Genomic DNA, 25,275 nt, shown 5'->3' on the forward strand with positions numbered 1-25,275 from the left:
TCAGGAGTGTCTGTCCATGTTTGTTCACCTGCATGTTCATACGGAATACAGCCTTTTGGACGGAGCCGCCCGCATCAAGGAGGCGGTGGCTCAGGCAAAGGCCCTGGGCCAACCCGCCCTGGCCATTACCGACCACGGAGCCATGTTCGGCGTGGTGGACTTTTACAAGGCCTGTAAAAAAGAGGGGATCAAGCCCATTCTGGGCTGTGAAGTTTATGTAGCCCCCCGCACCATGCATGACCGGACGCCAAAGGTGGACGACCACCTCTACCACCTGGTCCTGCTGGCGGAAAACGAAAGGGGGTACCGCAACCTTTTACAACTGGTATCCCAGGCCTATACCGAAGGATTTTATTACAAACCCCGGGTGGACAGGGATTTGTTGTCCCGCCACAGCCAGGGATTGATCGCTTTAAGTGGATGCATAGCCGGTGAAGTGGCCGATCGCCTGCTGGCCGGTGAAAGGGAAAAGGCACAGGAAGCCGCTGCGGCTTACCGGGATATCTTCGGCCCGGAAAACTTTTTTCTGGAGCTGCAGGATCACGGCATGGCTGAACAACGCCGGGTAAACCAGGAACTGATCCAGCTCCACCGCAAGCTACACATACCCCTGGTGGTAACCAACGATGTGCATTACCTGAAAAAGGAACATGCCGCCATGCAGGACGTTCTGCTCTGCATCCAGATGGGCAAGAGTGTGGACGATCCCTCCCGGATGAAATTCCAGTCCCAGGAACTTTATTTAAAAAGTGAAGGGGAGATGGCCGGGATTTTTGGCGAATTAAAGGAGGCCATGGACAATACCGGCTTTATCGCCGAACGCTGCCAGGTGGATCTTTCCTTTGGCCGTCTTCACCTGCCCCATTACGAAGTGCCGCCCAACCACACGGCCGACAGCTACCTGGAAGAACTCTGCCGGGAGGGGGTGCGCAGGCGTTACGGCGAACCAGGCGAGGCAGTCCGGCAAAGGCTGGAGTATGAACTGAAAATCATCCGCCAGATGGGTTATTCCGCCTATTTTTTAATTGTATGGGATTTCATTCACTACGCCCGCCAGAACGGCATACCCGTGGGCCCCGGCCGGGGATCGGCCGCCGGCAGCCTGGTCTCTTACGTACTGGGGATAACCAACCTGGACCCCTTGAAATATGGCCTGCTCTTTGAACGTTTTCTCAACCCCGAACGGGTTTCCATGCCCGACGTGGATGTGGACCTGTGTTTCGAGCGGCGGGGGGAAGTGATCAACTACGTCACCCGGAAATACGGAGCCGACCACGTGGCACAGATTGCCACCTTTGGCACCATGGCCGCCCGGGCGGCCATCCGGGACGTGGGGCGGGCACTGAACATGTCCTACGGAGAAGTGGACCGGGTGGCCAAGCTGGTTCCTGCCGAACTGCATATCACCATTGAAAAGGCGCTGCAGGATTCCAGTGAGCTGAGGGAACTATACCAGGGGGATCCCCGGATAAAAAGGCTTATTGATACAGCCGCCCTGCTGGAAGGTATGCCCCGGCACGCCTCCACCCACGCCGCCGGGGTGGTCATCACCCGGGAACCCCTGACCCACTACCTGCCCCTGTACAAGACCGCCGACAGCCCTTTAACCACCCAGTTCGCCAAGGATCAGGTGGAAGAACTGGGGCTTTTAAAGATGGATCTCCTGGGGCTGCGTACCCTGACGGTCATTGCCGATACATTGAAATTAATCCGTCAGAACGGCGGACCGGATATAAACATAGACGAGATTCCCCTGGACGATCCCCAAACCTTTGCCCTTTTGTGCCGGGGGGAGGGCAGCGGTGTCTTTCAGCTGGAATCCAGCGGCATGCGGGCCATCTTGAAGGAATTGCGGCCGGAAGTCTTTGAGGACATTGTGGCCCTGGTGGCCCTTTACCGCCCCGGTCCCCTGGGCAGCGGCATGGTGGATGACTTCATTAAAAACAAGCATGGCGAAAAAAAGGTAACCTACCTGCATCCGAAGCTGGAACCCATTTTAAAAGACACCTACGGCGTAATCCTCTACCAGGAGCAGGTGATGCGCATTGCCAGCGATCTGGCCGGTTTTACCCTGGGCGAAGCGGATCTTTTGCGGCGGGCCATGGGCAAAAAGAAACCGGAGATCATCGCCGGCCTGCGCAACCAGTTCGTGGAAGGGGCGGTCAAAAACGGCGTGGAGGCAGGCGTTGCCGGTCAAATCTTCGATCTGATGGAATATTTCGCCGGTTATGGTTTCAACAAAAGTCACTCCGCCGCCTACGCCCTGGTGGCCTACCAGACGGCCTACCTGAAGGCAAACTATCCCGCGGAGTACATGGCCGCCCTGCTGACCTCCGTGCGGGACAACACGGACAAGGTGGCTGCCTATGTGGAGGAGTGCCGGCGCATGGGTTTGTCGGTGTTACCCCCCGATGTCAACGAAAGCCGGGAAAGTTTTACCGTGGTGGACGGTAAAATCCGTTTCGGCCTGGCCGCCATAAAGAATGTGGGTCTGGGTGCAGTGGAAGCCATCATCCGGTCCCGGGAAAAAAACGGCCCCTTTACTTCCTTTACCGATTTCTGCCGACGGCTGGATGCCCGGGTAATCAACCGGCGGGTGCTGGAGAATTTAATTAAAAGCGGCGCCCTGGATTCCCTGGGGCACCACCGGGCGCAGCTCATGGCGGCCATAGATTCCGGTCTGGCCCTGGCCCAGCAGTCCCAGAGGGAAAGAAGCAACGGCCAGCTGTCCCTGCTGGATGTGTGGGGAGACACCATGAGCGAGGAACTGACCCTGACCATGCCCCGCGTAAAGAAATTTTCCCGGTCCGAGATGCTCTCCCTGGAGAAGGAAGCCCTGGGACTGTATATCAGCGGCCATCCCCTGGAAGATTATCGTCAGGTGCTCCAGGAAGAAACCAGCGTCGCGGTGGCCGAGCTATCCGACGGGGAACAGGAGGGACCGGTAACCGTGGGCGGCATGCTCACCGGCTTAAAACGCATCGTCACCCGCCGGGGTGAACCCATGGCTTTTGGCACCCTGGAGGATCTCACCGGTAACATCGAGGTGGTGTTCTTCCCCCGGGTTTACCAGCAGTACGGCAAGTTCATCCAGCCCGACACCGTGCTTTTGATCCGGGGACATTTGAACAGGAATGATGAATCGATCAAGCTCATGGCCGAGGAAGTGGCTCCCTTAAACCGGAAAGCCGGGGGCAGTCTCTACCTGCAGTTCCGGGGAGCCACACCGGCCCTCCTCACCCGGGTACAGCAGGTGCTGCGCAGCCACCCGGGAAGCACGCCGGTTTACCTGTATTTCCCGGCGGAAAAGAAACTGGCCCGGACCTCCCGGGATTATTGGACTGATCTGTCTTCCGGCGTATTGCATCAACTGAACCAGCTTTTGGGTCCGGAAAATGTGAAACTGAAAGAAAATTAGTTCTCCAGGCAGGAAACTTGTCAAAAACGGGGGGGTATGCTATGATACAAAAGGCAATATTTACTAAACGGATTTCCCCGTAGCCCTTGCCGGCCCGGTGAAGAAAAAAAGGGGGGATGGGAATAATGAACGAAAAATGGGATATCTATGGTGATTACGTGACGGTAAAGGCCCTGGAGAACGGGGTAACCATTATCGGCCTGACCAGAGGCAAGGATACCCGCTTTCATCACTCGGAAAAGCTGGACAAGGGCGAAATTATGATCGCCCAGTTTACAGAACACACATCGGCCATCAAAATCCGCGGCAAAGTGGAATTGCTGACCAAACACGGTCGCATGCGTAATGATGACTGACGAATATTCCGGGAGATGCCCGGATAAAACTTTCCAACGGTAAAATTAAGGTCCTGTAAAGGCGGCAATCTGGTTAAGGGGGCTTACGGGGTGTGGACTGTGGTTTATATTGCACCAAGCAAGAAAGAAGCAGAGCGGATTAAAAATTTGCTCTCCAGCGAGGGTTTTCTGGTCAAACTGCGGGAACTGGGGCTCAATCAGTGCGGTCATCACTGTTCGGTGGAAATCCTGGTTCCGGAAGCGGAAGTGGACGAGGCACTGGAAGTAATTAATACTCTATAAACAAGGTGGCGTGATCCGGACTTGCTGGAAATTTTCAAAAGACAGCGCTATGCCGTACTGAAAGCCGGCAGCGGACAGCGGGAGACACCCGACGGCCTCTGGGTGAAGTGCCCCCGCTGCGCCGAAATCATTTTTGGCCGCGAGCTGGATAAACAGTTCAAGGTATGCGACAAATGCGGTTATCATTTTCGCCTTTCCGCCCCGGAAAGAATAAAAACCATTATTGACGAGGGCACCTTCGTGGAATGGGACGGGGACATGACACCGGTCAATCCCTTTGGTCTGCCCGAATACGAAAAAAAACTGGCCAGCGCCTGCCAGGACACCGGGTTGCCGGAGGCCGTAATCACCGGGGAAGGGGAACTGGCGGGGCACCGGGTGGTTCTGGCTGTCATGGACGCCCGGTTTATGATGGCCAGCATGGGCACGGTGGTGGGGGAAAAAATCACCCGGGCCATTGAAGGAGCCCGGGAAAAGCGCCTGCCACTTTTAATTTTTACGGCCTCGGGTGGGGCGCGTATGCAGGAGGGGGTGCTTTCGTTAATGCAGATGGCCAAAACCTGTGCCGCCCTGGCCCGATTCGCCGGTGAGGGGTTGTTGTACATATCAATCCTCACCGATCCCACCACCGGTGGGGTGAGCGCCAGCTTTGCCATGCTGGGGGATATTATTCTGGCCGAACCGGGGGCTTTAATTGGTTTTGCCGGCCCCCGGGTAATCGAGCAGACCATACGCCAGAAGCTGCCCGAGGGTTTCCAGAGGGCGGAGTTCCTGCGCCAGCATGGCTTCGTGGACAGGGTGGTCCCCCGCCCCCACCTTAAATCCACCCTGGCCCAAATCCTGGATCTGCACCGGAGCGAGGGATATGATTTACGAATTTGACCGGCCCATTGTGGAGCTGGAAGAAAAGATCGCGGAGTTACAGCGCTTTGCCGGGGAAAAGGGCATTGACCTGAGCAACGAGATTGCCAATCTGGAAAAAAGGGTCCGGGAACTAAAGGAAAGCATCTACGGCAACCTTTCCCCCTGGCAAAAGGTTCTCATTGCCCGGCACCCGGAACGCCCCAATACCCTGGATTACATCAACATGCTGTGCACCGATTTCCTGGAGTTTTACGGGGACAGATGTTTCGGGGACGATCCGGCGGTGGTGGGCGGCATTGCCCGCTTTCGCGGGCGGCCGGTAACCGTAATCGGCCACCTGAAGGGTCACGATACCAAAGAAAATTTGGCCCGTAATTTCGGCATGGCCCATCCCGAGGGATACCGCAAAGCCATGCGGCTGATGTACCAGGCGGAAAAATTCCACCGTCCGGTGCTGGCCTTCATCGACACTCCCGGCGCCTACCCGGGCATGGGGGCGGAAGAAAGGGGACAGGCCGAAGCCATCGCCCGTTCCATCCAGTCCATGTTGATCTTACGAACCCCGGTGATTGCCGTCATCCTGGGCGAAGGGGGGAGCGGCGGGGCGCTGGCCCTTGCCGCCGGCGACCGTATCCTGATGCAGGAGCATGCCGTTTTTTCGGTCATCTCACCGGAAGCCTATGCCTCCATTCTCTGGAAGGACGCCACCCGCTGCCGGGAAGCGGCCGGGGAGATGAAAATTACGGCCGGTGATCTTTATGAGCACCATCTCATAGACGCGATTATCCCCGAGCCCCTGGGCGGCGCCCACCGGGACCGGAAGGAAGCGGCCCGTCTGGTGGGGGAAGCCCTCAACCGGCACCTGGAGGAACTGGTGAAACTGCCTGTGGAACAGCTCCTGGAACGACGGTACCAGCGTTTCAGAAGTACCGGATCACAGTTGCAGGCAAAGTGACCGTTTTTTGCTGTTGAAACCATTCAGAACTCCGGTTATTTTCCCCGGGCGGGCAGTATACACGGATAAGGCGGTATCTTTGACATATTTAAACAATTCCCGCTCTACAGTTAACAATAAATCGGTAAAATTAACAGGAACCGGCCGGAAAACATACTTGAATCCACCTTCTGCATATTTAAACTTTGCCGGCACATATTTATACTGCAGGAAACACCGGCAGGAGGGGCAGCCTGTGCAAAGAATCGGCGTTTTAACCAGCGGCGGGGATTCCCCCGGCATGAATGCCGCCATCCGGGCCGTAGTGCGCAAGGCCATTTACCACGGCATGGAGGTAATCGGCATCAAAAGGGGATTCAACGGTTTCATCGAAGGGGACATGGAGCCCATGCACCTGGGATCGGTGGCCGACATCGTCCACCGGGGGGGCACCATCTTACATACCGCCCGCTCCGAAGCCTTTAAAACACCAGAAGGCCGGGCCAGAGCCTGGGAAAACGTGGACCGCTTCGGTTTACAGGGGTTGGTGGTCATCGGCGGCGACGGCTCCTTTCAGGGAGCCGGTCTTTTCCACCGGGAATACGGACTGCCGGTGGTGGGCATTCCGGGTACCATTGACAATGACATTGCCGGTACCGATTTTTCCATTGGATTTGATACCGCCGTGAACACAGCCGTGGACGCCATCAACCGGATCCGGGATACCGCCACATCCCATGAGCGTACCTTCATAGTGGAGGTCATGGGGCGGGATACCGGGTTTATCGCCATTGCTTCGGGTCTGGCCGGGGGAGCGGAATCCATTCTGATTCCCGAACAACCTTTCAGCCTAGATGATATCTGTGACAAGCTCTGCCGGGGCTACCGCCGGGGAAAGCTGCACAGCATCATAGTGGTGGCGGAAGGGGCGGCCAGCGGTCTGGAAATTGGTAAACAGATCAAGGAGCGCACCGGCTTTGATACCAAAGTAACCATCCTGGGTCACCTGCAGCGGGGCGGTACGCCCACGGCTTTTGACCGCATACTGGCCAGCCGCCTGGGTGCCCGGGCAGTGGAACTGCTCATGGCCGGACGGACCAGCAAAGTGGTCGGCCTGGTGGCCGGCGAGGTGGTGGAAAGCGACCTGCACCGGGTAATTGGTGAAAAAAAGAAAGTAGACCTGAACCTGTACCGTCTGGCCAGTATTCTGGCTATATAAAAGCCTGGAAAGGAGAGTCCCATGAGAAAAACCAAGATTATCTGTACCATCGGTCCGGCCTGTGAAAAGGTGGAAACCCTGATGGCCATGATGCGGGCCGGAATGAATGTGGCCCGGCTGAACTTTTCCCATGGCACCCATGAGGAACACGCCCGGCGCATTGCCGCCATCAGGGAAGCCGCCGGCCGGATCGGTAAAAATGTGGCCATCCTGCTGGATACAAAGGGACCGGAAATCCGCCTGGGCTACCTGGAAAAAGAACCGGTAACCCTGCAAGCGGGGCAGCGGGTGGTGCTAACCACGGAAAACATCAAGGGCACGGTGGAACGCCTGCCCATTACTTATGCCGGCCTGCCCCGGGATGTGGCCCCGGGAAACAGCATTCTCATTGCAGACGGCCGCATTGAACTGCGGGTGCTGGATGCCACCGATAAAGAGATTTTCTGCGAGGTGGTACACGGCGGAGAGTTGACCAGCCAGAAAGGGGTCAACCTGCCCGGGGTGCCCGTAAATCTGCCGGCCATCACCGAACAGGATGTGCGGGATATTCAGTTCGGAATCGACCAGGGGCTGGATTTTATAGCCGCCTCCTTTATCCGGAAAGGGGCGGATGTGCTGGCCATCCGCCGGATACTGGAAGAACGCGGGGCGGATATGGATATAATCGCCAAGATCGAAAGCCGTGAAGGACTGGACAACCTGGATGAAATTATCAAGGTGGCCAACGGCATAATGGTGGCCAGGGGAGACCTGGGGGTGGGCATACCGGTGGAGGAAGTGCCCCTGGTCCAGAAAACAATCATTCAAAAGTGCAACCAGGCCGGTAAACCGGTAATTACGGCCACCCAGATGCTGGAATCCATGATCAACAATCCCCGGCCCACCCGGGCGGAGGCCAGTGACGTGGCCAACGCCATCCTGGACGGCACCGATGCCATTATGCTTTCCGGTGAAACGGCAGCCGGGAATTACCCGGTGGAAGCAGTGGAAACCATGGCCCGTATTGCCCGGCGTACCGAGGAAGCCCTGCCTTACCGGGAAATCCTGGCCCGCAAAGGACGGTCCCTGGCCCGCACCGTTACCGACGCCATCAGCCACGCCACCTGCACCACCGCCCAGGATCTGGAAGCCGCGGCCATCATCACTTCCACGGAAACGGGACATACGGCCAAAATGGTCAGCAAATACCGTCCCAAAGCACCCATTATCGCCGTCACCCCCGAAGCCCGTGTGCTGCGTAAACTGGCCCTGGTATGGGGTGTACAGCCCCTTCTGGTGGGACACACCCATGATACGGACAGTATGATTGCTTCAGCCATTGAAGTTTCCCTTTCCGCGGACCTGATCAAACCGGGGGACCTGGTGGTTATTACGGCGGGGATACCGGCGGGTGTGCACGGTACCACCAACCTGTTGAAGGTACATACCGTGGGGGACATCCTGGCCAGGGGACAGGGCATCGGCGCCCGGGCCGTCAGCGGCCGGGTGCGCATCTGCCGCACAAGCAGGGACGCCCTGGAAAAAGTGGAGCCGGGGGACATCCTGGTTACCCCCGCCACCGACCGGGAGTATGTGCCGGCCATGGAAAAGGCGGCGGCACTGATCACCGAAGTGGGCGGCTTAACCTCCCACGGCGCCATTGTGGGACTGGAATTCGGCATACCGGTGGTTGTGGGCGTGGACGGAGCCACCTCCATCCTCACCGATGGGGAAACGGTGACGGTGGACGGCCAGCGGGGATTGATTTACCGGGGTACGGCCAGGGTTTTATAAAAGATTGCCTTTCGAAAATTACAGTACAACGTCTGAGGTGCCAGTGGCCGCCTTATAATGAAATTAACCCTTTCCGGGCATGTTAAGCCGGGGAAGGTGAAGCTGATAATGAAGGAATGGATCCTGCACTACCTGGGTACCCTGGGGGCGGGTGGAGTTTTCTTAGGCCTGATCATTGAGGCTCTGGGCTTCCCCTTTCCGGGAGGACTGATGATCTTGTTGTCCGGCATGCTCGTAAATCAGGGAAAGCTAAACTTTTTGCGCATACTGGGGGCGGCAGTGCTGGGCTTTAACCTGGGAGCGGTAATGGCCTATTTTATCGGCCGTTATGCCGGCGATTCCTTCATCCTGCGCTATGGCCGCTATCTGCGGGTTACACCGGCCCGGTTCGAACGAGCCCGTTCCTGGCTCTGCCATTCGGCGCCGGCCTTTATCATTCTGGGTCGTTTCGTCCCCATGGTCAGCAATCTCACCCCCTATATGGCCGGCATAAGTGGCCTGTCCCTGATCCGCTTCCTGGTCTACAATTCGATTTTTGTCATCAGCTGGGCCTCTTTAAACTTGGGCATCGGCATTCTTTTCGGGCATCATTGGGAAGAAATCTCGGCCATGGTCCAGTCCAGGCTGCCCCTGATGGCCGCCGGGGGCCTGGTTTTTTACCTGGTTTTTCTCTATTTGCGCCGCCAGCGCAAGGCTCCCCAGCAAACTTAAAGCCATCCTCCAAAATATTGCCCTCTGAAGGGAAATAATGTTTTTCGTCGAATAAATCAGGTGTGAAGACAGCAAAAGGAGTATGGCGTTTTGCGTAGAATCCCGGTACATCTGCTGCGCCCGGGTATGCGGGTGGCCCGTCCGGTGCATAACGGATCGGGCCAGGTTCTGCTCAATACGGGCGTTGTGCTGACCCAGCGCTTCATCGACCGGTTAAAATTAATGGGTGTTCCCGCGGTATACGTTGGAGATGATTTATTACCCGATCTGATTATTGACGACGTTATCTCCGAGGAGACCCGCACCCGGGCCATTGCCAAGGTAAAGACGCTGATGACCGCCCACGCCCGGCAACAGCCGGCCATGGGCAGGGCGCTGATTGGCGCCCGGGACATGTTCGGCACGGTCAACGATATTATTGACGAACTGCTTAAAAACCAGAAATTGATGGTCAACCTGGTGGATATTCGCCTGCTGGATGAATACACATTCGGCCATTCGGTCAACGTGTGTGTTCTGGCGGTGCTCACCGGCATCAGCCTGGGCTACAGCCGGACCGGATTGTTTCAACTGGGCATGAGCGCCCTGCTGCACGATATTGGTAAAACCCGCATCCCTTTGCACATTTTGAACAAACCGGGGCCCCTGACGGCTGAGGAATTCGAAATAATCAAAAGGCATTGCCAATACGGCCTGGATATTCTGAAGGGAGACCCCGATGCCAGCCCCCTGTGCCGGATTGTGGCCATGCAACACCATGAGCGGTACAACGGGCAGGGCTACCCCCGGGGATTGAAGGGGGTGGAAATTCACCAGTTCGCCGCCATCACCGGGCTGGTGGATATGTATGACGCCCTGACCGCCGACCGGGTTTACCGCCGGGCTTACCGCCGGGCTTACCCTCCCCACGAAGCCTTCGAGATGCTGGCGGGGTCAGGCAATTTTTTATTTGACTTTGAAGTGGTCCAGGCCTTTTTAGCCAATGTAGCCGCCTATCCCACGGGCAGCCTGGTGCGACTGTCCAGCGGCGAAATCGGGGTGGTGGTGGAAACCGTGCGGGGCTATTCCCTTTACCCCAGGGTACGTCTGTTGTTTTCCGCCGGCCGGGAGCCCCTGAGCGAACCCTATGAGGTGTGGCTGGCTGAACACCGGGATCTGACCATTATCGAAGTAATTGAGGATTACTGGGAGTTTTCTACGGAAATTACCCGGGAGGCCACCTGAAAGGGCCGGGAACCAGGCGGCCAGAGGCACCGTTTAAGGCAAAAAACTTTTTTCTCGGGCAGGAAGATGACTTGCGTCCGGCGAATAATTTTAGAAAATTCGCATGATAACAGGAGGTAACGGCATTATGATCCGGCGTACAGTTTACTACGAACCCCTGACCCCCCTTAGCTTTTTAAACCGCAGCGCTTTTGTTTACCGGGACAAGACGGCAGTGGTATATAAAGACAAGCGTTATACCTACGGCGAATTTTCCGGACGGATAAACAGGCTGGCCAATGCTTTGAAAAAAGCCGGCATTGAAAAGGGGGACAAGGTGGCCTTCCTGTGCCCCAATACCCCGCCCATGCTGGAAGCCCATTACGGGGTACCCATGCTGGGCGCCGTCCTGGTGTCCATTAACATCCGCCTGTCCCCCCGGGAAATAGCCTATATACTGAACCATTCGGACAGCAAGGCCCTGTTTGTGGACAATGAATTCGCCCACCTGATCACCCCCATCAAAGATGAAATCCCCAATGTCAAATTACTGGTAAATATATGTGACGTCAACGACAGCCGCCCCCTGGACGGCCCGGAATACGAAGAGTTCTTGGCCACGGGCTCTGCGGACCCCCTGCCCAATGTCATTGAAGATGAAATGGAAAACATCACCTTAAACTATACCAGCGGCACCACCGGCCTGCCCAAAGGGGTGATGTATCACCACCGGGGCGCCTATTTAAATGCTATCGGAGAGGTCCTGGAATTTAAAATGAATTCCGACTCGGTTTACCTGTGGACGTTGCCCATGTTCCACTGCAACGGCTGGTGCTTCACCTGGGGGGTCACCGCCGTGGGGGCCACCCACGTCTGCCTGCGTAAAGTGGTCCCCGAAGATATCTACCGCCTGATTGAAGAAGAGGGAGTGACCCATCTGTGTGCCGCCCCCACGGTACTGGTATCCATGGCCAATTACCCCGGGGCCAGGGACTGCCGGATGAAAGCCAAATTAAACATAATGACTGCAGGCGCACCACCGGCTCCCGCAGTTATCAAAAATATGGAGGAAATTGGAGCAGAGGTAACCCAGACCTATGGCCTGACGGAAGTATACGGACCCCACACCATTTGCGAATGGCAAAGGAAATGGGATGAACTGGACGACGATGAAAGGGCCAAAATCAAGGCCCGCCAGGGTGTGGCCTACATCACCTCCGAATTTGTGCGGGTGGTGGATCCGGTTACCATGGAGGATGTGCCGGCCGACGGTCAAACCATCGGCGAGATTGTCATGCGGGGCAATAACGTCATGCTGGGCTATTACAAGCAGCCGGAAGACACGGACCGGGCCTTCCGGGGAGGATGGTTCCACAGCGGGGACCTGGCGGTGATGCATCCCAACGGTTATATCGAAATCAAGGACCGCATGAAAGACATCATTATCAGCGGCGGGGAGAACATCTCCACCGTGGAGGTGGAAAATTGCATTTACGAGCACCCCGATGTTCTGGAGGTGGCGGTGATTGGCATCCCCGATCCCAAATGGGGCGAGGTGCCCAAGGCCTTTGTGGTACCCAGACCGGGATCCAGTTTAACTGCCGAGGACATTATCCAGTTTTGCCGGGAACGCATTGCCCGTTTCAAGGTCCCGAAAGCCATAGAATTCGGTGAATTACCCAAAACGTCCACCGGTAAGATCATGAAATACCGGTTGCGGGAAAAGGAATGGGAGGGATATGAAAAACGGGTTAATTAAGCCGGATAAGGCCTTCCGCCGGAAAAGGCCCCATTGGGCCTTTTCCTCCGCCCCGACCCGGGGATAGAGCCCTCTTTGTAATGAGAAGGGTCTTTTTTTACGTAATCTTAGCATCCCTTTCCATAAAAATTAACAATTATCGATTACAATAGGGGTTGTTAATATAAACAGGAAAGGGGTGATCCCGTTGATGCCAGGAACGGACAGAAACGACAGGGAAATTCAGCGCAACTCCAGGGGGCTCACCCAGCAGCAACAGTTTGCCCGTCCCATCATCCAGGTGGAAGTTTCCACCGGAAGGATAGTGGTGGACGGCATCAGAGATTTCTGGAACCGGGAAGTGGTTAAAACCCTGGACCGGTCCACGGAACGGCAATGGGGATAACCCCGGCTGCCCCACCGGATTTCCGTCCGGTGCGGTAAAACATCCAGTTGTACCTGCGGCCATTTACAGGATATAACCGTAAAAGTAAAAACGTTCTTGTTCTAAAAAAAGAGAGCCTGCCGGAAGGCTCTCTTTTTGTTCGTCCGGATGATTTTTTTGCTGCTTTCCTTCAGGCCGGTACCAGCTTTACGCGGCCCCAGGCGGCCATTTTATCCCGGCAGATGACCAGCGCTCCGGTGACCCCCGGAATTAAGGCGGCAAAACCGGCTGCCTTCTGTACATGGTCCGGATCCTTAACCAGATTGCCCGCCGCCGTGGCCACCGCATCGGCCAGGGCCGTGTCGGGCGATAATATGACCACCGCATCGGCCATACCGAAACTTAAAGAATGCCCCACCGTTCCCGAAGAGGTACAGATGCCCAGGGGAGTGTCTTCCGGCCTTATTTCCAGGGCCAGCCGGTGGGAAAAGGGGGAGTCGCCCGCGTATACGCCGATGCGCCGGATACAGGCGCTGCGTAAAAAAATATCCCCGCCATTTTCCACAATCACATCCCGGCTGAAGCGGGCCAGCGCCCGGCCCACCGCTTCGGCAATGGCCCCGGCCACGGCGGCCATGGGGCCCACCCCGGCCCGGCGGGCCGCCGCAGCCATTTTCCGGGCCAGGGGCGGGGCACCGGGTAAAGGGTCATAAGGATCGTGGGCCTTGAGGAAGGCCGGGTCCCTGCGGATGTATTCCTCCAGGGGAGCCCGGCAATCCCTGACCAGCTTTTCGGCCCGTTTCACCAGTTCGGGACTGAACCGTTCCCGGCGCACGCCGATGTCCAGATCCGTTTCTTTAACCACCACCTGAAAGTGCACCAGATCATCCTGGCGGTGGAGGCTGCGATAGGTGCGCTCCAATTATAATTTGACCTCCATGGCCCGCACCGGGCAGGCTTTGACACACAACTGGCAGACCACACAGTTGTCACTGTCAAAACGCACTTCCATACCCGGCCGCTTAATATACAGCGCCCCGGTGGGGCAAATGGCGGTACAGGCGCCGCACATGGTACAGCGGGATTCATTGCGCACCACTTCGTGGGTGAGGGCCTGAACCGCAACCCCCTGCTCCCGCAGGTAATTTATCCCCCGGTCATAGTTATCTCCCGTAATTTCCAGAACCATGATCCCCTCTTTTTGCGGGTTTACATTGGCTTTGACAATATTGATGATCAGGTCGTAATCCTTAACCAGGCGGTAGATTACGGGCTTGTCGGAGATCTCCGGGCCGAAGCGCAGCACAATTTTCCTGGGCGACATTTATCTTAACCCTCCTTTTTGATCTCCAGGCCTTTTCCAGTCAAGCCGTCGGCCGGAGAAGGCAGGAGTTGCACCGGTTCGGTGAGCAGGAACTGACCCTTTTGAATCCACCCTTTGAGAATGCCCGCAATCTCCCTGGCCCGGGTGTAGCTGGACAGGGGAGCGGTGGGCACCTCCTTGCCGTTGACGATAATCTTGCCCGATTTCAACTGGGCGTAGCTGACATAGCCCAGGTTGCCCGGTTTGCGATTGGGATAGGCCTCACCGTAATCCACAATGGGGGCGTATAGCTCCTCGTCGGTGGCAGCGGCATAACGGGCGATTTCTTCATTCAATATGGGAATGGGTATGCCGATACCCACGCTCAGGGTAGCCCCGTAGCCCAGGTAACTGGTGCCCATGAGCCAGCGGGGACTCATCTGCTTCAAGTCCCCGATTACCGCCAGGGTGCCCCCGGACGGCCCCAGTTCCCGGCCGCCGGCGTCGGTCTGAATGGCCGGGAAATGCTGGGTGCCGTGCCAGGCCACATAGCCGGTACCGCCGCCCAGGAAAATGCGGGTGCCGATGCCGATGGTCTTGAAGTGCGGGTCCTTAAGCAGGGGGCTCAGCTGACCGGAAGTGGAATAGTGGGCATTGCCCAGGTTGGGTTTGAGCATCCCCATGTAAGTATAGATGGTCCGGTTGGTCAGGTTCACGGCACAGTTGTAGTTCTGATAGGCGTTCCTTGGATTGAATAAAACGGCCTCGTTCAGATCGTTTATGGTAATGGTGGTTTCCAGCTCCCGCCTGGGATAGCAGTCGGTGCCGTAGGCAATGGCCCTCAACTTCACCGGCCTGCCGGCCACCAGGTCTTCGATGACATGGCCGCCGCCGTAGCGGAACTCCCCGGGCGGGTTGCTGTTCAGGGGATCGTCTTCCGGCAACTCGGTCGCCCCTATATAGGCATCCACCGCCGCGATACCCGCGTATGCCGGCACGTTATTGAGCCAGACCTTCTGCATCTTCATCCGGGGTGCCGGATGGCCGAAGTTCAAAAAAGCGCCGGAGGAGCACATGGGGGCAAAGGTGCCGGTGGTAACCACATCCACTTCCCGGGCCGCCCGGGAAAGCCCCTTTTCCTTGACCAGTGCGATCAACTCTTCGGCAGTGACCACCACCGCCTTGCCCGCCTTGATCCGGTCGTTGATTTCTTGATAGGTTTTGTCGCTCATTGGTTTCACCCTTTCTACGCCGATGCTCTCCTCCAGACGTCAAAGAAGGCCTCTTCCAAACAGAAGAGGCCTGCCCAAGCGTCATTCCTCTTATCTGTCAGAAGGTAAACTTCTGCAGGAATTGGCACCATTCCCCGCACGTTTACCTGCCCGCCGGCGGCCTGCGGGTGTAAACGTGCCAGGGCGGTTGCCGGGTTTCATCGGGCCAGTCCCTCCACCACTCTGGATAAGAGCACCCTGGTATTAATTTTTAAACTCGCTAGTTATTTTAACAGCTGATGCAGGAAATGTCAACGGCCAAATTCTCTGGAATATTTAACCGGTTAAACCTGAATCCATACGGAATATCCGCCATGTGCCGGGAAAGATATGCTTCCATGATATCCGGGACAAAAACAAAAACCCGCCCGGAGGCGGCCTGCGGCAATTCCCACGCCCCGCCCGGCGGCCGCGTTTCCCCTTGGGGTCGTCTGCCACCTGGCGTATGCGGGCGTGCAACCTGCCATGTTCAGTATATCATAAACCGGCTGGACGAAGCAAGCATGTTTACCGAAAATCAACAAATGTTCACGGGTCCTTAATAATTTGACAGGACGGACATAATCCGGCCTTATTACTTCCCGTTGCCCCGGTCATACGCGTTTGCTGCACGGTGAACTTAAAAGCGGCGTGCCCCGAGCGGGGCAGGTCGAATATATTTTGTACAACAAACCACTAGGGCCGCACGTAAACAATCAGCATTGTTATGCTGGCTAAACACCTTATGTCCTTATGTTTAAACAGTACCTTTACCGCCCCGCCTGCAGGGCCAATCTTTCCGTCAGCCGGTTTAAGGCACGTTTTTCAATGCGGGAAACGTAGGAACGGGAGATGCCCAGATAGCGGGCGATTTCCCGCTGGGTACGGCGGGCGCCGTCCTTCAAGCCAAAACGCAAAACCAGTACTTTGCGTTCCTGGGGCGGCAATTGCTGCAGGTGCTGCCAGAGGCAATCCTGCTCCAGGTGCCCGGCCACCGTCTCACTGACCACTTCGGGCTCGGTACCCAGGACGTCCATAAAGGTAATCTCATTGCCCTCTTTGTCCATACCGATGGGATCGTAAAGGGATAGCTCCACCCGCACCTTCTTCCGCGCCCTCAGGTGCATCAATATTTCATTTTCAATGCAGCGGGAGGCGTAGGTGGCCAACCGGGTGGCCTTTTCCGGATTGTAGGTGTCCACGGCCTTGATCAATCCGATGGTACCGATGGAAATGAGGTCGTCAAAATCTTCCCCGGAATGCTCGAATTTTTTAATGATGTGGGCCACCAGGCGCAGGTTGCGTTCAATGAGCACCCGTCTGGCCGACTCATCCCCGGCCATCATTTTTCCCAGATAAAAGGCTTCCTCCTCCTCGCTTAGTGGTTTGGGAAAACTGTTGCCGGCCACGTGGCAGATCAGGATCACCAGACCGTTAATGACCGACAGTACCGCCAGCGCCCACAGACCAGGCACCATGGTATCCCTCCCTTTGAAGAATGAACGATATATCCTATGGAAAAGGGGATGAAAAGGTGCCTGGCTAAAAAAATTTTTCGGACGGCCCAGGGGAAGACGCCCTACAGCATCACCGATAAAGACAAACTTTACAGCTTTGCCGGGCAGCTGAAGGTGGACACCATCGGCAGCCCGGAACAGGTAGCCGTCCGCCTGGCCGATTATGCATGAAAAAACCTCAGTGCCCCGCTCCGGAGCGGCGCCGGTACATGCGAATAAAGTTATGGCTTAATGGATAGGGACCCTGTTCAAATTTAGAACAGGGGAATGCAGGGCAGTCCCGGGAACAGTAATCAATTTCCCGGGTAATGGCGCAGGTCAACACCGGGCAGCGGAAGCCCAGCTCCTCCTGGAAGGTAATTTTGGCCCGGGCTTCAATGCTGTTGCCCGGACCGCAGGAGGAGCACCTGCCCCGGTGATATAGGCCGCAGGCATCGCAGGATAAACCGCAGGGACCGGTAGGCATAATAATTATCCCCTTTCGTTTCCCACCGAATTGGTCCGGTGGAACTTATACACCGGCAATTACCGGAACGGAAAGCACTACCTTGACATCTTAACTACCTTAGATGTCTTAAATGTATGGGGTAGTTGTAAGGACCGCAATTCTGACCACAATCCGACCCGGGGCGGCTGCTTTTCAGCCACCCCGGGCAGCTTAACCGGTGAGCTGCCGGGTAGATTGGTGATACATACTTTTCCTTGCTTTTCAGGTTCTCCAGCACCCCGACCCATTCCTGCCGGCGGCACAGAGGTCATTTTATGTCTTTGGGGTAAACTTTTACAGACCCTTGACATGGGGCCGCCGGTACGGTACAATAAAAGTGCAAAAAGTTAAATCGGGGCGTAGCTCAGTTTGGCTAGAGCGCTACCTTGGGGTGGTAGAGGTCGCACGTTCGAGTCGTGTCGCTCCGACCAGAAAAATCCCTGAAAGCCTTGAAAATCAAGGCTTTCTTTTTTTAAGAGAGAAAAGGCCATGCGCAGGGTTCCGTAGGGAACCCTTATTTCCTGCGGGATGACAACAGTACACCGGAATCACTGCTGGGAAGGCTTATCCTGTGCCTTTTCCAGACGCGGCAATGTGCGGTATAAGAATGTTCAGGGGAGACATAAAAAGAGACCTTTACACCCCTTATGGGTGCAAAGGTCCCGCCAAGCCCGTTTAAGGCCGGTAGAGCCAGGCACAAGGCCAGTATGTTGACTCTACCAAATATGACTACTCCCCTCTGGCAACTGGCATTGTATCACGAAGGCCATCTTACGGCAAGTCCCATTCAGCGCAAAATCCGATCAACGAAATCTCACGGGTTTTCCCCGGTACATGATCAGGGGCTGGATTTCTCCCGCCGCCACGTCGGCCGCCACCACTTCACCGATGAAGAGGGTATGGTCGCCAGCAGTATGCCGGGACACCACCCGGCATTCCAGGTTGGCCACACAGCCGGCCAGGCGGGGAACCTTGATTATTTTTGCTGGCTCCGTTTTTAGATTGAGATGGGCGATCTTATCCACGTCCCGGCCCGAACGGGAACCGCAGAAGGTGGACACCTCCTGTTGTTCGGCGTTCAAGATGCTGACCATAAACTCGCCCGTCCGGGCAATCATGTCATGGGTAAACCGTCCCGGAGCAATGGAAACCATCACCAGCAGGGGATCATGGGAAACCTGGGATATCCAGGCTACAGTCATGACATTATGCTTATCATTTTCCTTTGCCCCCACCAGACATACCGGCCAGACCAGACTGCGTACGGCAGCAGTCAGGGATTCACTGTCCATGTTACCTCACCTCCCAGAATAGTATTCGCAAAAAATGATGCAATTCCTTCCTGAATACCAGTACGCTTTGATAATAAGTCAACAACTGGTATCTGACTTCCCCGTTAACTTTATTATTTCTGAAACCGGTTGCACAAATCCAGGTTCAAAGATTACACCCGGCCGGCAACCGGCGCATAATCTATGGCTGAAAGTATGAAATATCACCGGGGAGGGGCGGAGATGGTGAAGGATCCACAGTGGGAAACCAGGGTAAACCAGGAGCCGGTGCTGGTGGGAAGCGGCAGGATATTCACCGGTGAGGGCGATGTGGCGGCCGCCAGCGGCCGGCGGATTGGCGTATTTGCACCGGAAAACAATATCTACCGGCAGCAGGCGGTCATAGAATCCCCTGCTGCGGTTTTAAGCCTGGCGGTGGGATTGGGTAACCGCACCCCGGATCAGGTGGTCGCCGGCACCCCGGACCGGATACTGACCTGGTCCGCACAGAACGGTACCATTGTTCCCTTTTGGAGCACCGCCCCCGAAGCAGAAGCTCGTTTTGTTCACCTGGCCCTGGGGGATGTAAACGGGGATGGCCGGGCGGATATTGTGGCGGCCGCCGCGGGAACCGGCGCCTTTTACGTCTACGAGCAGCCGGCGGAACCGTCGGCAGGGATGACCATGCAGTTGCTCACCATCCGGCTGGTACCCGGGACACCTCATAAGGTTGCCGTGGTGGAAAGGGCCGGTGCATTACCCCTGATTGCAGTGGCCTATCAGGAAGAAGGCCGGTGGGGGATAGGGACCTTTTATTATACGGAAAGGGGCTTCGAAGCCGGACCGGAGCTCACCGGCCTGCCCGCCGGGATGACGGCCATGACGGCGGGCAGATTTACAGGAGCCCCCGGGCAGGATCTGGCCTGGGGCGGGGATGACGGCCGGGTAAGAATTTTAACTGTGAATGAAACCATATCCACTGTTTTGACCACTGAAAGGCTCGGCGGAACCATCACCGCCCTGACCGCCGGGACCTGGGCCGGGCAGGAGGTAATGGGTGCGGGAACCCCCGAAGGACAGGTTTTTTTCTACCGCGCGCCGGTTATTTCCCCTTCACCGGACCGGGTTTTATCAACAGGCGCCGTCAACGACCTGACCCTGACCCCCGGCGGGCGCCTGGCCGTGGGCACCCGGGACGGCCGGGTGCAGGTGTTCTGGATGCCCCTGGCTTCTTCCGGATTTCCCTACCTGGTACAACCGGGAGATACCCTGTGGGCACTGGCCCAGCGTTATCATACCACGGTGGCTGCAATCGCCGGAATCAATGGATTGGTTCAGCCGGACCGCATCTATCCCGGGGAGATACTAATTATTCCCCAGGCATAATTTTTCTGTCCCGGGGCAAAGAATATTAGTGCTCTTGTAATCCAACAATGGAGGCGACGTCTATGCGCGTAGAAGTGGATCAGGATCTCTGCATCAGCTGTGGTACCTGCGTGGATACCTGCCCGGAGGTGTTTGGATGGAACGATGATGAAAAGGCCCAATCCCTTGTAGGCGAGGTGCCGTCGGAACTGGAGGATCAGGCCCGGGAGGCTGTGGAAAGCTGTCCCACCAATGCCATTTCGGAACAATAACCGCTCAGTTTCAATTCAGGGAGGAATACGGGTGGGCCCCAAAAAGGAAAAGATCAGCATCAACGCCAATCCCGCCGGCAGGCTGGAAGTGGCCGAATTTTTCCAGCGGATGGCCAGGCAGGCCAGAAAACCAGACCCCCCGGGGGGTCCCGAAAGGCACGGTCAGTAACCGTGCCTTTTTCTCTCTCCCGGGGAAAGTGAACAGCCGCTGCCGGGCGATGGCACACTGAACCGGGGGAAAGCTGTTGGAATATGCTAATGGTATATATTGTAATTACACGGCGGAATATCCGGATGACAAGGGCCCGGGGGCATACTGCCTGTTCCCGGAATACCGGGAAATGTCCTAAAACCAAATATAAAAAATTTTATTTGACATCCGGAAAACTTATGCTACAATTGAATTTGATTGGAATTGGCCAATCCTGACAAATGTCGAGGTTGTCAGGCTTGTTTGATTCCAATACTTTTTAATTCAAAAAGGGGGAAGATAACTGAAATGAAACATCTGGGCCGCCATGTCTTGGCTGAAATTTATGGTTGCGAATTTGACATTCTCAACGACATCGAAAAGGTCGAAGAAATCATGGTCAACGCAGCACTGGAAGCAGGCGCCGAAGTAAGGGAATGCGTCTTCCATAAATTCAGCCCACAGGGGGTCAGCGGCGTAGTGGTTATCTCCGAGTCCCACCTGGCCATCCACACCTGGCCGGAACTGGGTTATGCGGCGGTGGACGTTTTTACCTGTGGTGAGAAGGTTGATCCATGGGATGCATGCAACTACCTGACCAGCCATTTTTGTGCCAGGCACATGACGGCCAGGGAAACCAAACGGGGGATCCTGCCCACGGCTGACGAGCAGGTAGCTGTCAATCTTTAGGAGGGATTTTTATTAGTACCCGGTTAACAAAAGGTTAGTGAGCCTTGCGATCTGGTAAAGATTGCAGGGCTCACTGCATTTTCAGGCATTTTTTTGCCCCCGGGAGGAAATTTTTTTGCTGCAACGAACTAATAATAAGTTAAGCTTAATCTGGGAGGTTTAAAATGTTAAACCGGGTACTTTCATGCATACAACTGGAATTACAGCAAACACATAACATCTTATTCAAATCTTTTCAAATAAAAGCCGGTCACTTGAGCTCTTTTGCCCGTGTGGTACCCGACCATTTTCACGAACTGATCCGCCCGGCCATGGTGCTCCTATCGGCCCGTCTCTTTGGTCCGTTAAACACCCCGGTAATTGCCCTGGCGGCAGTGATCCAGTTTATCTATCTGGCCTCCCGGGTGCATCAAAATGTCAGCGAAGCCGACGGCCCGGCCACGGGAGATCCCAGGGACGGCTACCAGTTCCCCGTACTGGTGGGGGATTATCTTTACGGCCGGTTTTTCACCTCCCTGTGTGATTACGGCCTAGTTTGCTACCTGGAATCCCTCTCCCGGGTCATTTGTGAAATGAATGAAGGGGGAATCCTGCGGCTGCAAAACCGCCACCAGAATAACCCGGATCTGGTGCATAAAATAGTTTATAAAGAAACGGCGGCCCTTATGGGCACCGGCTGCGGCCTGGCGGCCCGCCTGGCCGGCGCTCCGGAGCAGGAGCAGCAAAAACTGACCCGCTACGGGGTAAATCTGGGCATGGCCCTTGGCCTGCAGGAATACCCGGATTTGAGAAGGGATATCAACGCTCACCTGGATAAAGCGTCCGCCACCCTGACCCAGCTGCCCCCGGGGGAAGCCAGGGAGGCCTTGAAGCTGCTTACGCAACACCTGCGTCACCCGGAAGCCGCCCTGGAGCTGCAGGTCGTATAATACGAACCGGGAGCATTAACCTGTTTTACCGGGTTCATAAAAGGAGTTAAGCCGACAGTGGTTAAAATTCCCCCGGCTTATAAAAACAAAGAAGAATATGTGCATGCCATCTTTTCATCTATTGCCCACCGTTATGATTTATTAAATACAGTCTTGAGCTTCAACCGGGATAAATACTGGCGGCGCTTTGCCGTCGGCCAGACGGGGTTAAAAGCCGGCGGGTACGGCCTGGATGTGTGCTGCGGCACGGGAATGCTGGCTATAGAACTGGCCCGGGCCGCCGGCCCGGAGGGCAGGGTGGTGGGCGTGGATTTCTGCCGGAATATGCTGGAACGGGCCAGGGAGAATATAGGCAGGACCCCTTATGGGGACCGGATCCAGCTGGTGGAGGGCAACGCCGTCAATTTACCCTTTGCCGATAATACCTTCGACTGCGCCACCATTGGTTTTGCCCTGCGCAATGTGCCCGACATCCGCCGGACCATTCAGGAAATGGCCCGGGTGGTCCGGCCCGGCGGCCGGGTGGTTTCCCTGGAGCTGTCCAAACCCGGCGCCCCGCTGTTTAAACAGCTTTATTACCTGTATTTCGACCACCTGGTGCCTTTGCTGGGCCGGCTGGGCATTGGCTTCGACGGACCCTACAGCTACCTGCCCAACTCTTTAAAGGATTTTCCCCACCAGCGGGAGATCCGGGACTTGTTTGCCGCCGTGGGCCTGGCCGGCGCCCGGTATTACGAACTGACTGGCGGAATTGTGACCGTACACGTGGGTACCGTGGTTTAATGGGGGTTGTTGGATTGGCCTACCGGGATCTACGCTCTTTTCTGGCCGCACTGGAAAAACGGGGATGGCTGAAAAGAATATCCACCCCGGTGGATGTGCATCTGGAGATTACCGAAATCACCGACCGGGTATGCAAAGCGGGGGGGCCGGCCCTTTTCTTTGAAAATGTCACCGGCTACCGGATGCCGGTGGTAACCAACCTTTTCGGCTCCCGGGAGCGGATGTGCCTGGCCCTGGAAGTGGAGGACCTGGATCGGATTGGGGAAGAATTAATCCGTATCCTGCAGCCGGAAGAACTGCCCCTCACCTTTCTGGACAAGCTCAAGGCCATACCCAAACTGGCCCGGCTATCCTCCTTTATTCCCAAAACAGTGAAGTCCGGCCCCTGCAAGGAAGTGATCATCAGGGACAACCCCTCCCTGGAAGAGCTGCCCGTGTTGAAATGCTGGCCGGAGGACGGGGGGCCTTTTATCACCCTGCCCCTGGTTTTCACCAGGGATCCCCGCAGCGGGCGGCGCAATGTGGGCATGTACCGCATGCAGGTTTACGACCACCGGACTACGGGAATGCACTGGCACATCCACAAGGACGGCGCGGAGCACTGGCGCAACCACCGGGACTCCCTGCCTGTGGCCGTGGCCATCGGGGCCGACCCGGCCGTTATTTATGCGGCCACCGCTCCCCTGCCGCCGGGTATAGACGAAATGCTTTTTGCCGGTTTCCTGCGCAAGGAGCCGGTGGAGCTGGTGCGCTGTGAAACGGTGGACCTGGAGGTGCCGGCCCATGCGGAAATTATCCTGGAAGGATACGTCAACGCCGGTGAGGTTCGCCTGGAAGGTCCCTTTGGTGACCACACCGGGTATTATTCCCTGTCCGACTATTATCCCGTTTTTCACCTGACCTGTATCACCCGGCGCAAAGATCCCGTTTATTCGGCCACCATTGTGGGCAGGCCGCCCATGGAGGACGCCTGGCTGGGCAAGGCCACCGAGCGCATCTTTTTACCCCTGATCCGGCTGCAGTTGCCGGAAATTGTGGATATGAACATGCCCTTCGAGGGCGTCTTCCACAACTGCGTCATAGTGTCCATCCGCAAGCGTTATCCCGGCCAGGCCAGAAAGGTGATGTGCGCCCTCTGGGGCATGGGTTTAATGGCCCTGGCCAAGCTGATCATTGTGGTGGATGAGGGTGTGGATGTACAAAACCTGTCGGAAGTCATGTGGCGGGTATTCAACAATGTGGACCCCCGGCGGGATACCATGATTGTGGACGGCCCCCTGGACGCCCTGGACCATTCCTCGCCGCTGCCCCATTACGGCAGCAAGATGGGCATTGACGCCACCAAAAAGGGCCCGGCGGAAGGGCACCCCCGGGAATGGCCGGCAGATATTGAAATGAGCCCGGAGATCAAAGAACTGGTGGATAGAAAGTGGGAGGAATATGGCCTTAAGGGTTGTTTATAAAACCAGGGTTTTCCTGGAAATGATCAAATTCGAGCACACCCTGTTTGCCCTGCCCTTTGCCTATGTGGGTGCCCTGCTGGTACAAAAGCAAATTCCCTCCGCCCACAACCTGATCTGGATTACCCTGGCCATGGTGGGGGCACGGACGGCAGCCATGTCCCTCAACCGGTTGATTGACCGGCATATTGACGCCCTCAACCCCCGTACCGCGGGCCGGGCCCTGCCCCGGGGGCTGCTTTCGGTTACGGAGGTATGGCTTTATGTGCTTTTATCCTTTACCCTCTTGCTAGTGTCCGCCTGCCAGTTGAGCCCGCTGGCCTTCAAGCTCTTTCCGGTGGCGGTGGCCGTGCTGTCCTTTTATTCCTATACCAAGCGGTTTACCTGGACCTGCCATCTCTTCCTGGGGCTGGCTTTAAGCCTGGCTCCCCTGGGGGCCTGGATAGCCATCGCCAACCGCTTTGACCTGGCCCCGGTCCTCATTGCCTCAGGGGTTCTGTTCTGGGTGGCCGGCTTTGACATCATTTACGCCTGCGACGACTATGATTTCGACCGCCGTTATAATATCCATTCCATTCCGGCCCGCTTCGGGCTGGAACGGGCGCTGGCCATCTCTTCCCTGTTTCATATCATCGCCCCGGCGTTTTTCTTTAGCGTTGCCTTTATCCTGCAGCTGGGCCTGTTTTACCTGCTGGGAGTGCTTGTCGCCGTAATCCTTCTATGCAAGCAGCATGCCCTGGTTTCACCCCGGGACCTCTCCCGGGCCGGCGTGGCCTTTTTTAACCTGAACGGCACCCTGAGTGTGATCATGTTCGTATTCACCCTGCTGGATGTACTCTTTCCCATACGCCTGTTTTAACCGGGCCGGTCAAATA

At 56.4% G+C, this 25,275-nt stretch carries 26 protein-coding genes, 1 tRNA gene and 1 riboswitch; of the genes, 21 read left to right on the forward strand and 6 right to left on the reverse strand.

Annotation, left to right across the window (positions count from 1 at the left end):
* Positions 1-16: 16 nt before the first annotated feature.
* From GFC01_RS07155 to GFC01_RS07205, 11 genes are all read left to right on the forward strand, one after another.
* Positions 17-3,418 carry a DNA polymerase III subunit alpha gene (locus tag GFC01_RS07155; RefSeq protein WP_152945951.1) on the forward strand — a complete coding sequence of 1,134 codons (3,402 nt, stop codon included), beginning with the start codon at positions 17-19 and terminating at the stop codon, positions 3,416-3,418.
* 125 nt (positions 3,419-3,543) lie between these two features.
* The gene (mtrB, locus tag GFC01_RS07160; protein ID WP_152945952.1) at positions 3,544-3,774 is read left to right on the forward strand and encodes a trp RNA-binding attenuation protein MtrB; all 231 of its coding nucleotides are present in this window, start codon (positions 3,544-3,546) and stop codon (positions 3,772-3,774) included.
* A 90-nt stretch (positions 3,775-3,864) separates the two neighbouring features.
* Positions 3,865-4,056 carry a putative signal transducing protein gene (locus GFC01_RS07165; RefSeq protein ID WP_341473813.1) on the forward strand — a complete coding sequence of 64 codons (192 nt, stop codon included), beginning with the start codon at positions 3,865-3,867 and terminating at the stop codon, positions 4,054-4,056.
* A 21-nt stretch (positions 4,057-4,077) separates the two neighbouring features.
* On the forward strand, positions 4,078-4,938 hold the full coding sequence (accD, locus tag GFC01_RS07170; protein ID WP_152945954.1) for an acetyl-CoA carboxylase, carboxyltransferase subunit beta: 861 nt from the start codon (positions 4,078-4,080) through the stop codon (positions 4,936-4,938).
* Positions 4,922-5,875, forward strand: a complete 954-nt coding sequence (locus tag GFC01_RS07175) for an acetyl-CoA carboxylase carboxyltransferase subunit alpha (protein ID WP_152945955.1) — start codon at positions 4,922-4,924, stop codon at positions 5,873-5,875. The genes accD and GFC01_RS07175 overlap by 17 nt, the downstream gene beginning before the upstream one ends.
* Positions 5,876-6,110: 235 nt before the next feature.
* Positions 6,111-7,073, forward strand: coding sequence for a 6-phosphofructokinase (gene pfkA, locus GFC01_RS07180; RefSeq protein WP_341473814.1), 963 nt, complete (start codon positions 6,111-6,113; stop codon positions 7,071-7,073).
* A 21-nt stretch (positions 7,074-7,094) separates the two neighbouring features.
* Positions 7,095-8,846 carry a pyruvate kinase gene (gene pyk / locus GFC01_RS07185; protein WP_152945956.1) on the forward strand — a complete coding sequence of 584 codons (1,752 nt, stop codon included), beginning with the start codon at positions 7,095-7,097 and terminating at the stop codon, positions 8,844-8,846.
* A 108-nt stretch (positions 8,847-8,954) separates the two neighbouring features.
* On the forward strand, positions 8,955-9,557 hold the full coding sequence (locus GFC01_RS07190; protein ID WP_152945957.1) for a DedA family protein: 603 nt from the start codon (positions 8,955-8,957) through the stop codon (positions 9,555-9,557).
* A 90-nt stretch (positions 9,558-9,647) separates the two neighbouring features.
* On the forward strand, positions 9,648-10,781 hold the full coding sequence (locus tag GFC01_RS07195) for an HD-GYP domain-containing protein (protein ID WP_152945958.1): 1,134 nt from the start codon (positions 9,648-9,650) through the stop codon (positions 10,779-10,781).
* 127 nt (positions 10,782-10,908) lie between these two features.
* Entirely contained in the window at positions 10,909-12,519 is a 1,611-nt protein-coding gene (locus GFC01_RS07200) for an acyl--CoA ligase family protein (protein WP_152945959.1), read from the forward strand.
* Between the two features lie 187 nt (positions 12,520-12,706).
* The gene (locus GFC01_RS07205) at positions 12,707-12,904 is read left to right on the forward strand and encodes a hypothetical protein (RefSeq protein WP_194174857.1); all 198 of its coding nucleotides are present in this window, start codon (positions 12,707-12,709) and stop codon (positions 12,902-12,904) included.
* Positions 12,905-13,073: 169 nt separating this feature from the next.
* Here GFC01_RS07205 and GFC01_RS07210 read toward each other — a convergent pair whose 3' ends face one another.
* From GFC01_RS07210 to sigK, 4 genes are all read right to left on the reverse strand, one after another.
* A complete protein-coding gene (locus GFC01_RS07210; RefSeq protein ID WP_152945961.1) occupies positions 13,074-13,805 on the reverse strand; it encodes a UPF0280 family protein in 732 nt (243 codons plus the stop codon).
* Positions 13,806-14,207, reverse strand: a complete 402-nt coding sequence (locus GFC01_RS07215) for an NIL domain-containing protein (RefSeq protein WP_152945962.1) — start codon at positions 14,205-14,207, stop codon at positions 13,806-13,808.
* A gap of 5 nt (positions 14,208-14,212) precedes the next feature.
* Positions 14,213-15,418 (reverse strand): homocysteine biosynthesis protein, encoded by a 1,206-nt coding sequence (locus tag GFC01_RS07220; RefSeq protein WP_152945963.1) that lies wholly within the window; start codon positions 15,416-15,418, stop codon positions 14,213-14,215.
* Positions 15,419-15,505: 87 nt separating this feature from the next.
* Positions 15,506-15,651: riboswitch (SAM riboswitch) on the reverse strand.
* A gap of 555 nt (positions 15,652-16,206) precedes the next feature.
* Positions 16,207-16,914, reverse strand: coding sequence for an RNA polymerase sporulation sigma factor SigK (sigK, locus tag GFC01_RS07225; protein WP_152945964.1), 708 nt, complete (start codon positions 16,912-16,914; stop codon positions 16,207-16,209).
* A gap of 48 nt (positions 16,915-16,962) precedes the next feature.
* Here sigK and GFC01_RS07230 point away from each other — a divergent pair, with 48 nt between their 5' ends.
* On the forward strand, positions 16,963-17,124 hold the full coding sequence (locus GFC01_RS07230) for a hypothetical protein (protein WP_152945965.1): 162 nt from the start codon (positions 16,963-16,965) through the stop codon (positions 17,122-17,124).
* Positions 17,125-17,131: 7 nt separating this feature from the next.
* Here the strand turns inward: GFC01_RS07230 and GFC01_RS07235 are convergent, their stop codons facing one another.
* The gene (locus GFC01_RS07235) at positions 17,132-17,419 is read right to left on the reverse strand and encodes a DUF3795 domain-containing protein (RefSeq protein WP_152945966.1); all 288 of its coding nucleotides are present in this window, start codon (positions 17,417-17,419) and stop codon (positions 17,132-17,134) included.
* Between the two features lie 374 nt (positions 17,420-17,793).
* Between GFC01_RS07235 and GFC01_RS07240 the strand changes: the two genes are divergently transcribed.
* Positions 17,794-17,871 (forward strand) — tRNA-Pro (locus tag GFC01_RS07240).
* Positions 17,872-18,243: 372 nt separating this feature from the next.
* Here the strand turns inward: GFC01_RS07240 and GFC01_RS07245 are convergent.
* A complete protein-coding gene (locus GFC01_RS07245) occupies positions 18,244-18,732 on the reverse strand; it encodes a flavin reductase family protein (RefSeq protein ID WP_152945967.1) in 489 nt (162 codons plus the stop codon).
* Between the two features lie 222 nt (positions 18,733-18,954).
* On the opposite strand from GFC01_RS07245, the gene GFC01_RS07250 reads away from it, so the two are divergent.
* From GFC01_RS07250 to GFC01_RS07285, 8 genes are all read left to right on the forward strand, one after another.
* Positions 18,955-20,097, forward strand: a complete 1,143-nt coding sequence (locus GFC01_RS07250) for a LysM peptidoglycan-binding domain-containing protein (protein ID WP_194174858.1) — start codon at positions 18,955-18,957, stop codon at positions 20,095-20,097.
* Positions 20,098-20,159: 62 nt separating this feature from the next.
* A complete protein-coding gene (locus tag GFC01_RS07255; protein WP_152945969.1) occupies positions 20,160-20,348 on the forward strand; it encodes a ferredoxin in 189 nt (62 codons plus the stop codon).
* A gap of 31 nt (positions 20,349-20,379) precedes the next feature.
* Positions 20,380-20,517 (forward strand): hypothetical protein, encoded by a 138-nt coding sequence (locus GFC01_RS07260; protein ID WP_152945970.1) that lies wholly within the window; start codon positions 20,380-20,382, stop codon positions 20,515-20,517.
* A 330-nt stretch (positions 20,518-20,847) separates the two neighbouring features.
* Entirely contained in the window at positions 20,848-21,228 is a 381-nt protein-coding gene (gene speD / locus GFC01_RS07265; RefSeq protein WP_152945971.1) for an adenosylmethionine decarboxylase, read from the forward strand.
* 164 nt (positions 21,229-21,392) lie between these two features.
* Positions 21,393-22,157, forward strand: a complete 765-nt coding sequence (locus GFC01_RS07270) for a polyprenyl synthetase family protein (protein WP_152945972.1) — start codon at positions 21,393-21,395, stop codon at positions 22,155-22,157.
* Between the two features lie 57 nt (positions 22,158-22,214).
* On the forward strand, positions 22,215-22,940 hold the full coding sequence (locus tag GFC01_RS07275) for a demethylmenaquinone methyltransferase (protein ID WP_341473815.1): 726 nt from the start codon (positions 22,215-22,217) through the stop codon (positions 22,938-22,940).
* Positions 22,941-22,954: 14 nt separating this feature from the next.
* Positions 22,955-24,403, forward strand: coding sequence for a menaquinone biosynthesis decarboxylase (locus GFC01_RS07280; RefSeq protein WP_152945973.1), 1,449 nt, complete (start codon positions 22,955-22,957; stop codon positions 24,401-24,403).
* Positions 24,381-25,259 carry a UbiA-like polyprenyltransferase gene (locus GFC01_RS07285; protein WP_152945974.1) on the forward strand — a complete coding sequence of 293 codons (879 nt, stop codon included), beginning with the start codon at positions 24,381-24,383 and terminating at the stop codon, positions 25,257-25,259. The genes GFC01_RS07280 and GFC01_RS07285 overlap by 23 nt, the downstream gene beginning before the upstream one ends.
* The last annotated feature ends 16 nt before the right edge of the window (positions 25,260-25,275 follow it).

This window comes from Desulfofundulus thermobenzoicus, assembly GCF_009428905.1.
Taxonomy (GTDB): Bacteria; Bacillota; Desulfotomaculia; order Desulfotomaculales; family Desulfovirgulaceae; genus Desulfofundulus_A; species Desulfofundulus_A thermobenzoicus.

Excerpts from the sequence above, each read along its gene's own strand:
- GFC01_RS07155 (WP_152945951.1), top strand. The coding sequence starts at position 17 with ATGTTTGTTCACCTGCATGTTCATACGGAATACAGCCTTTTGGACGGA.
- mtrB (WP_152945952.1), top strand. The coding sequence starts at position 3,544 with ATGAACGAAAAATGGGATATCTATGGTGATTACGTGACGGTAAAGGCC.
- GFC01_RS07175 (WP_152945955.1), top strand. The coding sequence starts at position 4,922 with ATGATTTACGAATTTGACCGGCCCATTGTGGAGCTGGAAGAAAAGATC.
- pyk (WP_152945956.1), top strand. The coding sequence starts at position 7,095 with ATGAGAAAAACCAAGATTATCTGTACCATCGGTCCGGCCTGTGAAAAG.
- GFC01_RS07190 (WP_152945957.1), top strand. The coding sequence starts at position 8,955 with ATGAAGGAATGGATCCTGCACTACCTGGGTACCCTGGGGGCGGGTGGA.
- GFC01_RS07200 (WP_152945959.1), top strand. The coding sequence starts at position 10,909 with ATGATCCGGCGTACAGTTTACTACGAACCCCTGACCCCCCTTAGCTTT.
- GFC01_RS07215 (WP_152945962.1), bottom strand. The coding sequence starts at position 14,207 with ATGTCGCCCAGGAAAATTGTGCTGCGCTTCGGCCCGGAGATCTCCGAC.
- GFC01_RS07220 (WP_152945963.1), bottom strand. The coding sequence starts at position 15,418 with ATGAGCGACAAAACCTATCAAGAAATCAACGACCGGATCAAGGCGGGC.
- sigK (WP_152945964.1), bottom strand. The coding sequence starts at position 16,914 with ATGGTGCCTGGTCTGTGGGCGCTGGCGGTACTGTCGGTCATTAACGGT.
- GFC01_RS07230 (WP_152945965.1), top strand. The coding sequence starts at position 16,963 with ATGAAAAGGTGCCTGGCTAAAAAAATTTTTCGGACGGCCCAGGGGAAG.
- GFC01_RS07235 (WP_152945966.1), bottom strand. The coding sequence starts at position 17,419 with ATGCCTACCGGTCCCTGCGGTTTATCCTGCGATGCCTGCGGCCTATAT.
- GFC01_RS07245 (WP_152945967.1), bottom strand. The coding sequence starts at position 18,732 with ATGGACAGTGAATCCCTGACTGCTGCCGTACGCAGTCTGGTCTGGCCG.
- GFC01_RS07250 (WP_194174858.1), top strand. The coding sequence starts at position 18,955 with ATGGTGAAGGATCCACAGTGGGAAACCAGGGTAAACCAGGAGCCGGTG.
- GFC01_RS07255 (WP_152945969.1), top strand. The coding sequence starts at position 20,160 with ATGCGCGTAGAAGTGGATCAGGATCTCTGCATCAGCTGTGGTACCTGC.
- speD (WP_152945971.1), top strand. The coding sequence starts at position 20,848 with ATGAAACATCTGGGCCGCCATGTCTTGGCTGAAATTTATGGTTGCGAA.
- GFC01_RS07270 (WP_152945972.1), top strand. The coding sequence starts at position 21,393 with ATGTTAAACCGGGTACTTTCATGCATACAACTGGAATTACAGCAAACA.
- GFC01_RS07285 (WP_152945974.1), top strand. The coding sequence starts at position 24,381 with ATGGCCTTAAGGGTTGTTTATAAAACCAGGGTTTTCCTGGAAATGATC.